Below are 9,050 nucleotides of genomic sequence, written 5' to 3'. Positions count from 1 at the left end.
GCCCGGGCGTGCCTCCTTCCGCCGCGGAATGACGCGGCGGAATCCCTTCTATGGGTCGGCCATGACGGGCGGTTGGTTCCCGGCCCGCACCGGCTTTTCCGAGGTCGTTTTTCCGAGTTTACCGATCCGGGTGCCGGGAAACATTCGCCATGCCTGGCGGGCCTTTTCCCGTGGCACCTCGAAAGGGGAATGCGCGCACCGTTCTTCGCGCTGCCCGCCATGCGTCGGCGCCCACCGAGCTGCGGGGATCCACACCGCGCGGGGCCGAACGAGCAGACGTGGTGCGTCCCGCACGGTTCTCCAGCGAGGTGGCGATGGCATGGAATGGTACGAGGACGAGTCCTTCTGGTCCGACTTCTCCGGCACCATGTTCTCCGCGCGCCGGGAGGCGGAAGTCGCCGCGCTGGTGGCCGAGTCCCCGCTGCTGTCCTTCGATTCCGGCGCCCGGGTTCTCGATCTGTGCTGCGGCCCCGGCCTCTTTCTGGTCCCGCTCGCCCGCCGCGGATATGCCGTCACCGGTGTCGATCTGAGCCCGCGCATGCTGGAGCGGGCACGGGCGGCTCTCGACGGTGCCGGGGAGCGGGCCCGGCTGGTCCGCGCGGACATGCTCCGCCACACGGAGCCGGGCCGCTACGACGTGGTGCTCAACCTCTTCACCTCCTGGGGGTACTTCGCCCGGCACGAGGACAACGTCCGGGTCCTGCGCAACGCCTTCGACTCGCTGGCGCCCGGCGGCCGGCTGCTGATCGACGTCCTGGGCAAGGAGGTGCTGGCCGGCTGGATCGGCCGGCCCCAGCTCGTCGAACTCGGTGACGGCTACGTCATCCAGCGGGACACCGTGCTCGACGGCTGGCGCCGGCTGCGCACCGACTGGACGCTGGTGCGCGGCGGTTCGGCCCGGGAGGCGTCGATCACCTGCTGGCTGTACAGCGGCGCCGAACTCTGCGCGCTGTTCGAGGCGGCCGGGTTCACCGAGGTGGTGTGCTTCGGCGGCTTCGACGGGGCGCCGTACGACCAGCACGCCCGGCGCCTGATCGTCCGGGGCGTGCGGCCCGCCGGCCGGTGACCGCCGTGCCGGCCCCTCCCCCCGCCCGCCCCGCGCCCGTCCCCGTCCACGCCCACATCACGGACGCCGTCAAGACCCCCGATCTGATCCGTCTCGGCCCGCACACCGTGCTGGCCCGCTTCGAGACGCTGAAGGTGTACGCCGCGCTCGGCGCGGTCCGCGCCCTGCTGGAGCGCGGCACCCTCGCGCCGGGGCAGACCGTCGTCGACAGTTCGAGCGGCATCTACGCGCTGGCCCTGGCCATGGCCTGTCACCGCTACGGCCTGCACTGCCACATCGTGGCGTCCACCACCGTGGACGGCACGCTCCGCACCCAGTTGGAGATCCTGGGCGCCACGGTCGAGCAGATGCCGCCCTCGGACGATCTGCGGCTGGACCAGGAACGCCGGGTGCGGCGCGTCCGCGACCTGCTGCGCGAACGCCCGGGCCTGTACTGGATGCGCCAGTACCACGACGCCGTCCACTACGCGGGCTACCGCGAGTTCGCCGATCTGGTGACCGCCGCGCTGCCGGTGCCCGCGCTGACGGTCGTCGGCGCGGTCGGCACCGGGGCGTCCACCGCGGGCCTGGTCCTGCCGCTGCGGCAACGGGGTGTGGCGGTCCGGCTGGTGGGGCTCCAGCCGTTCGGCAGCGTCACCTTCGGCAGCGACCGCTTCCAGGACCCGGAGGCGATCATCGCCGGGATCGGCAGCGCCATCCCGTTCGGGAACGTACGGCACGAGCTGTACGACACGGTGCACTGGACCGACTTCCGGCACGCCACCGCCGGGGCGGTCGGGCTGCTGCGCGACCACGCCGTCTTCGCCGGTCTCTCCACTGGCGCCGCCTATCTCGCCGCCACCTGGGAGGCGGCGCGCCATCCCGGGCAGTCCTTCCTGGTCATCGGCCCGGACACCGGCCACCGGTACACCGAGCGGGCGTTCGCCCGGCACCGGGAACTGCCGGACCCGCGCACCCTGAAGCCCCACCAGATCACCGATCTCGCCGACCTCGCCCCGCCCTGGTCCGTCATGGAGTGGCGGCGCCGGCGCCACGGCCCGGGGCCGGGCCCCCACTCCCCCGCCGGCCCGCGCCCGGCCGACCGCCAGGAGGGCGCCGTATGACGATCGCCGCACTCGAACTGCTCACCTTCGGCCTCGGCCGGCTCGTCACGGCCGCCCGGGAGTCCGGCCACCGGCTGTGCCTGCTGACCCGGGACCGGGCCGTCTACCGCCACGAACTGGACCGGCTGCCGCCCGACGCCCTGGACATCGTCGATGTCGACACCCTGGACACCGCCGCCTGTGTCGCGGCCCTCGGCGCCCTCCCGGACCTGGCGGGGCTGATCAACTCCACCGACACCTTCGGCATCACCGGCGCGGACGCCGCCGCGGCGCTCGGGCTGCCGGGACCGGACCCGGAGGCGGTCCGGCTGGTCCGGGACAAGTACCGGGTGCGGACCCTCCTGCACGGCCTGGGGCTCGGCCGGGTCCCGGCACACCGGGTGGCAGACCCCTCCCCGGCCGCCGCGACCGGCGTGCTGCGCGCGGTGGGGCTGCCCGCCGTGCTCAAGGACACCGCCGGCACCTCCTCGCGCGCGGTGTGGCCGGTGCGCGACGAACCGTCCCTGCGGGCCGCCCTCGCCGAGGCCGCGCACACCCCGCTGAAGGGCGGGCTGCTCGCCGAACCGTTCCTGAGCGGCCCCGTGTACAGCGCGGAGACGCTGACCTGGGCCGGGCACACCACGCTGCTGGGCGTCACCAGCCGGCAGATGTCGCCGGAGCCCGCCGTGCGGGAGGAGGCCGCCGCCTTCCCCGTGATGCTGGACACCGCCGCCCGCGCGCGGATCGAGACCTGGGTGGGCACGCTGCTGGCGGCGGTGGGCCACGACGCGGGCTTCGCGCACACCGAGTTCGTCGCCACCACCGAGGGGCCCGAACTCGTCGAGATCAACCGCCGGATCGGCGGCGCGCTCGTCGGCGAGGCGCTGTGCCGCCGGCTGGGCATCAACGTGTACGCGGCGGAGATCGACCTCGCTCTCGGCCGCCGCCCGGCGCTGCTGGACACGCCCCAGGCAGCGGGCCCGGCCTGCGGCTTCGTGCTGGTGTACGCGCCCGCGGCCGGAACGCTCACCGGGTGGCGGGGGCTCGACGGCCTGGCGGCCTTCCCCGGCGCCCCGCGGTGGTATCCGACCCTGGCCCCGGGCGACCGGATCACCGCGCTGGGCGACCAGCGGGCGTGCACCGGCATCCTGCTCGCCGAGGGCCCCACCGCCGAACTCGCCCTGCACCGCGCCCTCGCCGCGGCGGGCGGCGTCCGCCCGCTGATCGACACGCCCGACGCCCCGTCACCCGTCTGAGCGGCGCGGCACCGGGCCCGGACCGCGCCCTCCCCTGCCGGGCGGTGTCCCGCCGCGTCCCCACCCGCGCCGGGCGGCTCCCGGCGATCCGGGCCCGGCCCGGCAGTGCCCGCCGGTCACGCCCCGCCGGGCTCCGGGCCGCCGCCCTCGCGTACGGCGCGGAGCCGGCGCAGCCACGCGGCGCCCAGCCGGTGTCCGTCCGGGTAGCGGTCGTCCCGGTCCCAGCGCCAGGTGGTGACGATGGCCAGGACCAGCGTCCGGCAGGCGCGCAGCAGGGGCTGATCGGCGCCCGGGTAGTGCGCGGCGACGGCCTCGGGGGCGTGGGCCAGGTCGAACTCGACGGGGCCGGTGCAGACCGTCTCCAGATCGATGAACAGCGGCCCGTTCCGGGTGGCGAGCAGATTGCCCGGGTGCGGCTCGCCGTGCAGCAGTTGGACGGGGCCGCGGCGGTCGCCGATGACGCCGCTCAGCTCGCGCAGGGTGCCGGTGAGCAGTTCCCGGTCGGCGCCGTTGAGCCCGGGGGTGCGGTCGCGGTGGGCCAGGAGGTGCAGCGCCCGCCCGGCCCGCTCGCTCCAGTGCGGTGCCGGGATGTCGAGCGTGCGCAGGCCGGCGTGCAGTTCCGCCAGGGCACGGGCGAATCCGGCCGGCGGGACGCCGGTGCCGGCCACGGGCGGGTAGTACGTCCAGAAGGTGACGACCCAGCCGTCCCGCTCGTACACCCGCGGCGCCACGCGGGGGTCGAGGGCGGCCACGGGCGCGCCGGCCGCCGTCAGCCGCCGGGCCAGCTCCACCTCACTGCGCGCGACCTGGTCCGCCTCGGGGGCGACGCGGGCCAGGATGTCGCAGGGCAGCAGCCGCAGCGTGAGCTTGTTGGAGTCGTGCAGGACGACCGCCTCGGCGGCCGGCAGGCCGAGCGACGCGGCGATCGACAGGGCGGCGTCGCGCGCGCCGCGGACGCGGGGGCCGTGCATGGGCGCCCGGTCTCCTCTCCCTGGGGTGTTTTCGCCTCCGGCCGGCGGTACGCTGCCCGGCCCGGTGCCGGGCCGGGCCGTTACGCCGGGGGCGCCAGGGCGGCGTCGACGGCGGCCTCGGCGTGCAGCCGGGCGGTGGGGAAGACCGGTACGGGGCTGTCGGACTGCCCGATGAGCAGTTCCAGTTCGGTGCAGCCCAGGATGACGCCCTCCGCCCCGTCACCGACGAGCCGGCCGATCACCTGGCGGAACTCCTCGCGGGAGGCGTCCCGCACCACTCCGCGGCACAGTTCGTCGTAGATGACGCGGTGGACGAGGGCGCGGTCCTCCGCGTCCGGGATCCGTACCTTCAGGCCCTGGGTCTCCAGCCGTGCCCGGTAGAAGTCCTGCTCCATGGTGAAGGCGGTGCCCAGCAGGCCGACCTCGTTCACCCCGGCGGCCCGCACCGCCTCGGCCGTGGCGTCGGCCAGGTGCAGCAGCGGGACGGAGACCGCGGCGGTGACCTGATCGGCGACCTTGTGCATCGTGTTGGCGCAGATCAGCACCAGATCGGCGCCCGCCCGCTCCAGTGACCCGGCGGCGTCGGCAAGGATCTCGCCGGCCTCCTGCCAGCGGCCCTCGGTCTGGAGCTCGGCGATCTCGGCGAAGTCCACCGAGTACAGCACGCAGCGGGCGGAGTGCAGACCACCGAGCCGCTCCCGGGTCAGCTCGTTCAGCATCCGGTAGTAGCTCGCTGTCGATTCCCAGCTCATGCCACCGATCAGACCGATCGTCCGCACTGTCGCCTCCTGTACACGTCCACGGTGAGATGCCGATTCTGCGCGGCCGGGGAGCGGGAAGGCAATCCGTTTGCCCCGCTCCCCGGGCGTCGCACGCCGCGCCGGTGCCCCGTCCCGGGCTCACGCCCGGGCGCGGGCGCGGCCCAGGCGGAGCGCGGAGACGAGGAAGAACACGCCGCCGAGGAAGGCGTAGCCGGCCAGGCCTGTCCAGGGCGGCGCTGCTCGCCCGGGTCGGCGACGCCCCCGCCGGGGAGGACGGCCGGCACTTCGTCATGCTCCCCCCGAACGCACCTTCCCGTCGACGGGCGCCGTGCGGGTGCCCCCGTCCCCCTCGGTGCGGCCCGTGCCGACCGCACGGCCCGCCGCCCATGCCCCGCCGGTGCGCGGGACCGCCCGGCCGCGACGCACCACGGTGCCCCGCCTGCGCCGCGCCGGGGGTGCGTCCCGCGATGCTGTGACCTGTGATGGCGAACGGCGGCGGCGGAAGCGGCCGGGTACCCGGCTTCCCCGCCCACGGGGTGTGGCGGCGCCCGGCGTTGCGCTGGACCGACGCCCTGGTCGCCGCCGCCCTGCTCGGCCTGCTGTACGGGCTGCTGCGCCTGGCCCCCGCCCTCGACGCGCCGTTCCTGCCCGACGCCGCCCCCAGCACCGTCCCGACCGACCCGGTCCACCTGCCGTACTACGCGGCCCGCTCCCTGCTGCGGATGTTCGCCGGGCTGCTGCTGTCCCTGCTGTTCACCGTGGTGTACGCGACGGTCGCCGCCCGGGTGCGGCGGGCCGAACGGGTCATGCTCCCCGTCCTGGACATCCTCCAGTCCGTCCCCGTCCTCGGCTTCCTGGCCATCACCGTCACCGCCTTCCTGCGGCTGTTCCCCGGCTCGGTCCTCGGTCTGGAGTGCGCCGCCGTCTTCGCGATCTTCACCGCGATGGCGTGGAACATGACGTTCGCCCTCTACGCCTCCCTCACCTCGCAGCCCGCCGACCTGGACGCCGCCGCCCGGGTCCTGCGGCTCACCCGCTGGCAACGGTTCTGGCGCCTCGACCTCCCCGGCGGCGCCATCCCGCTGGTGTGGAACGGCATGATGAGTTTCGGCGGCGCCTGGTTCTTCCTCGCCGCCTCCGAGTCCCTCTCCGTCCTCGGCCACCACTACGCCCTCCCCGGGCTCGGCTCGTACGCCGCCACCGCCGTCCGCGCCGGTGACCTGGGCCAGGTCGGTATCGCCATCGCCGTCACCGCCGTGCTGGTCATCGGCGTCAACGCGCTGTTCTGGCGCCCGCTCACGGTGTGGTCCGAACGCTTCAGGACCGACGAGGTGCCACCGGCCGCACGCGTCACCTCCCGCTCCCTGGTGCTCGACATCCTGCGCCGCTCCGCCGTCCCCGGCCTGCTGGCCCGCCCGCTGCGCCCGGCCGCCACCGCCCTGGACCGCGCCACCCGCCCGCTGGGCCGCACCCCCCGCGCCGCGACCGGGCCCGCGCACCGGGCCGGACGGGGCGTGCGCGTCCTGCTGCCCGGCGCCGCCGCCGTGCTCGCGGTGCTCGGCGGCTGGCGGGCCCTGCGCTATCTGCACGACACCGTCGGCCTCGGCGAACTCGGGTACGCCCTGGGTCTTGGCGCGCTCACCCTCGCCCGGGTCGCCGTGCTGGTCGTCCTCGCCACCCTCGTCTGGGTGCCGATCGGCGTCTGGATCGGCCTGAACCCGTCCGTGACCCGCTTCGCCCAGCCCGTGATCCAGGTGCTCGCGGCGTTCCCCGCGAACCTGCTCTTCCCGTTCGCCGCCGCCCTCTTCCTCGCCTGGAACATCCCGCTCGGCCTCGGCGCCGTCCTGCTGATGGCGCTCGGCGCCCAGTGGTACATCCTCTTCAACGTCATCGCCGGCGCCGCCGCCATCCCCGCCGACCTGCGCGAAGCGACCGCGAGCCTGGGCGTGCGCGGCCGGGTGCGCTGGCGGTCCTTCCTCCTGCCGGCCGTCTTCCCCGCCTACGTGACCGGCGGCATCACCGCCGCGGGCGGCGCCTGGAACGCCTCCGTGGTCGGCGAGGCCGTCCAGTACGGCGACCACACGCTGACCGCCACCGGCCTCGGCGCGTACATCACCGAGGCCACCGCGAACGGCGACTTCCCCAAGATCCTCCTCGGCGTCGGCGTGATGGCCCTGTACGTCGTCGCCGTCAACCGGCTGCTGTGGCGCAGGCTGTACGCACGCGCCGAAACCCGCTACCGCCTGTGAGGCCACCCCCATGTGCAGCGCGCACGAGCCCGCACCGATCCTGGCCGCCGACTCCGTCACCCAGACCTTCACCACCCCGGGCGGCCGGGCCCTGCCCGTCCTCGACGGCGTCAGCTTCCGCCTCGCGGACGGCGAGATCGTGGCCCTGCTCGGCAAGTCGGGCTCCGGCAAGTCCACCCTGCTGCGCTGCGCCGCCGGACTGATCACCCCCTCCTCGGGCACGGTTGACCGCAACGGCAGCGTGGCCATGGTCTTCCAGTCCTTCGCGCTGCTGCCGTGGCTGACCGTGCGGCAGAACGTCGAACTCGGTCTCCAGGCCCAGGGGGTGCCCCCCGCCGAACGGCGGCGCCGGGCGCTGGACGCGATCGACATGATCGGCCTGGACGGCTTCGAGGGCGCCTACCCGCGCGAACTGTCCGGCGGCATGCGGCAGCGCGTCGGCTTCGCCCGCGCCCTGGTGGTCGAACCGGACGCGCTGCTGATGGACGAACCGTTCTCCGCCCTCGACGTCCTCACCGCCGAGAACCTCCGCTCCGAACTCCTGTCGCTGTGGGAAGGGCACACGGCCCCGGTGAAGTCGATCCTCCTCGTCACCCACAACATCGAGGAAGCGGTGCTGCTCGCCGACCGGGTGCTGGTGCTCTCCGACAACCCGGGCCGTATCCGCGCCGAGTTCGGCGTGGACCTGCCCAGACCCCGGGACCGGCACGGCGCCCGCTTCGAGGAACTGGTCGACGCGGTCTACGACGTGCTCACCGGCCGCGCCGAACCCGCCACCGCGCCACCCCCGGCCCCCACCCCCATCAGCAGCCCGCTGCCGCGCGCATCCGTCGGCGGCATGGCGGGCCTGCTGGAGATCCTCGCCGCGCGGGGCGGGACGGACGGCCTCGCCGAGATCGCCGAGGCCCTGACCTTCGAGATCGACGACCTGCTGCCCCTGGTCGACGCGGCCGTGCTGCTCGGCCTCGCCGGCACCGCCCGCGCCCGCATCTCCCTCACCCCGGCGGGCCGCGAGTTCACGGCGGCCGGCATCCTGCGGGGCAAGGAACTCTTCTCCCGCCACGCCCTCGCCCGCGCCCCGCTGGTGCAGGCGATCGTCCGGGCCCTGCGCACCGCACCGGGCCACACGCTGCGCGAAGACTTCTTCCTCGACCTCCTGCACCGCGGCTTCACCCCCGGGGAGGCCCGCGCCCAGCTGGACATCGCCGTCGACTGGGGGCGCTACGCCGAGCTGTACGACTACGACAGCGACACCGGAACGCTCACCCTGGAAGAGCCCACGGACTGACCGGACCGGCCCGGGCGCGCTCCCCCGGCGCCGGGTCTACGGACTCCCCCGCCGCCCGCGCCGCCGCCGCGCGGCGACGGGCCGGGTGGTGAGCCAGGTCAGGGCGAGGAAGAGCGGAAGGGTCAAGCCCATCAGCAGCAGGGTCCCGGTGACGGCGTGCAGCACGAAACCGGGGCTGTGCCGGGCGAGTCCTCCGTAGTAGCCGAGGACCACCAGCATGAGCAGCAGCCAGCCTCCGAGGTAGGTGCTGACGACCTGGAGGACGAGTCCGGGCCACCCGCGCCGGTGCGGCCGGACGGGTCGGGGCCGGGCACGCGGCGCACGGCGGATGATGCGCAGCCCGGTCGCGAGGTAGATCATCACCAGCACGTAGACTG

Annotated in this window: 8 protein-coding genes; 5 read left to right on the top strand and 3 right to left on the bottom strand. The window is 74.9% G+C overall.

What is annotated here, in order from left to right:
• Positions 1–319: 319 nt before the first annotated feature.
• The 3 genes from ACFV5N_RS20185 to ACFV5N_RS20175 are packed head-to-tail and all read left to right on the top strand — an operon-like array spanning position 320 to position 3,404.
• Complete coding sequence (locus tag ACFV5N_RS20185; RefSeq protein ID WP_385601601.1) at positions 320–1,066, top strand: class I SAM-dependent methyltransferase; 747 nt, start codon at positions 320–322, stop codon at positions 1,064–1,066.
• Positions 1,063–2,169 (top strand): pyridoxal-phosphate dependent enzyme, encoded by a 1,107-nt coding sequence (locus ACFV5N_RS20180; RefSeq protein ID WP_385601598.1) that lies wholly within the window; start codon positions 1,063–1,065, stop codon positions 2,167–2,169. The genes ACFV5N_RS20185 and ACFV5N_RS20180 overlap by 4 nt, the downstream gene beginning before the upstream one ends.
• Positions 2,166–3,404, top strand: a complete 1,239-nt coding sequence (locus ACFV5N_RS20175) for an ATP-grasp domain-containing protein (RefSeq protein WP_385601595.1) — start codon at positions 2,166–2,168, stop codon at positions 3,402–3,404. Before ACFV5N_RS20180 ends, ACFV5N_RS20175 begins: the two co-directional genes overlap by 4 nt.
• Before the next feature lie 116 nt (positions 3,405–3,520).
• Here the strand turns inward: ACFV5N_RS20175 and ACFV5N_RS20170 are convergent, their stop codons facing one another.
• Positions 3,521–4,375 carry a phosphotransferase gene (locus ACFV5N_RS20170; RefSeq protein WP_385601592.1) on the bottom strand — a complete coding sequence of 285 codons (855 nt, stop codon included), beginning with the start codon at positions 4,373–4,375 and terminating at the stop codon, positions 3,521–3,523.
• Between the two features lie 80 nt (positions 4,376–4,455).
• Entirely contained in the window at positions 4,456–5,154 is a 699-nt protein-coding gene (locus tag ACFV5N_RS20165; RefSeq protein WP_385601589.1) for an aspartate/glutamate racemase family protein, read from the bottom strand.
• A 464-nt stretch (positions 5,155–5,618) separates the two neighbouring features.
• Here ACFV5N_RS20165 and ACFV5N_RS20160 point away from each other — a divergent pair, with 464 nt between their 5' ends.
• Together ACFV5N_RS20160 and ACFV5N_RS20155 are read left to right on the top strand one after the other, a co-directional pair.
• Positions 5,619–7,385, top strand: coding sequence for an ABC transporter permease (locus ACFV5N_RS20160; RefSeq protein WP_385601586.1), 1,767 nt, complete (start codon positions 5,619–5,621; stop codon positions 7,383–7,385).
• Positions 7,386–7,395: 10 nt separating this feature from the next.
• Entirely contained in the window at positions 7,396–8,673 is a 1,278-nt protein-coding gene (locus ACFV5N_RS20155; protein ID WP_385601583.1) for a nitrate/sulfonate/bicarbonate ABC transporter ATP-binding protein, read from the top strand.
• Positions 8,674–8,709: 36 nt separating this feature from the next.
• Here ACFV5N_RS20155 and ACFV5N_RS20150 read toward each other — a convergent pair.
• Positions 8,710–9,050, bottom strand: a 341-nt coding sequence (locus ACFV5N_RS20150) for a DUF6256 family protein (RefSeq protein WP_385601580.1), incomplete at its 5' end; no start/stop codon positions are given.

Source organism: Streptomyces sp. NPDC059853 (assembly GCF_042731495.1).
Classification (GTDB): domain Bacteria; phylum Actinomycetota; class Actinomycetes; order Streptomycetales; family Streptomycetaceae; genus Streptomyces.
This window is presented reverse-complemented; position numbering and strand designations above follow the sequence as displayed.

Excerpts from the sequence above, each read along its gene's own strand:
- ACFV5N_RS20185 (WP_385601601.1), top strand. The coding sequence starts at position 320 with ATGGAATGGTACGAGGACGAGTCCTTCTGGTCCGACTTCTCCGGCACC.
- ACFV5N_RS20175 (WP_385601595.1), top strand. The coding sequence starts at position 2,166 with ATGACGATCGCCGCACTCGAACTGCTCACCTTCGGCCTCGGCCGGCTC.
- ACFV5N_RS20170 (WP_385601592.1), bottom strand. The coding sequence starts at position 4,375 with ATGCACGGCCCCCGCGTCCGCGGCGCGCGCGACGCCGCCCTGTCGATC.
- ACFV5N_RS20160 (WP_385601586.1), top strand. The coding sequence starts at position 5,619 with ATGGCGAACGGCGGCGGCGGAAGCGGCCGGGTACCCGGCTTCCCCGCC.
- ACFV5N_RS20155 (WP_385601583.1), top strand. The coding sequence starts at position 7,396 with ATGTGCAGCGCGCACGAGCCCGCACCGATCCTGGCCGCCGACTCCGTC.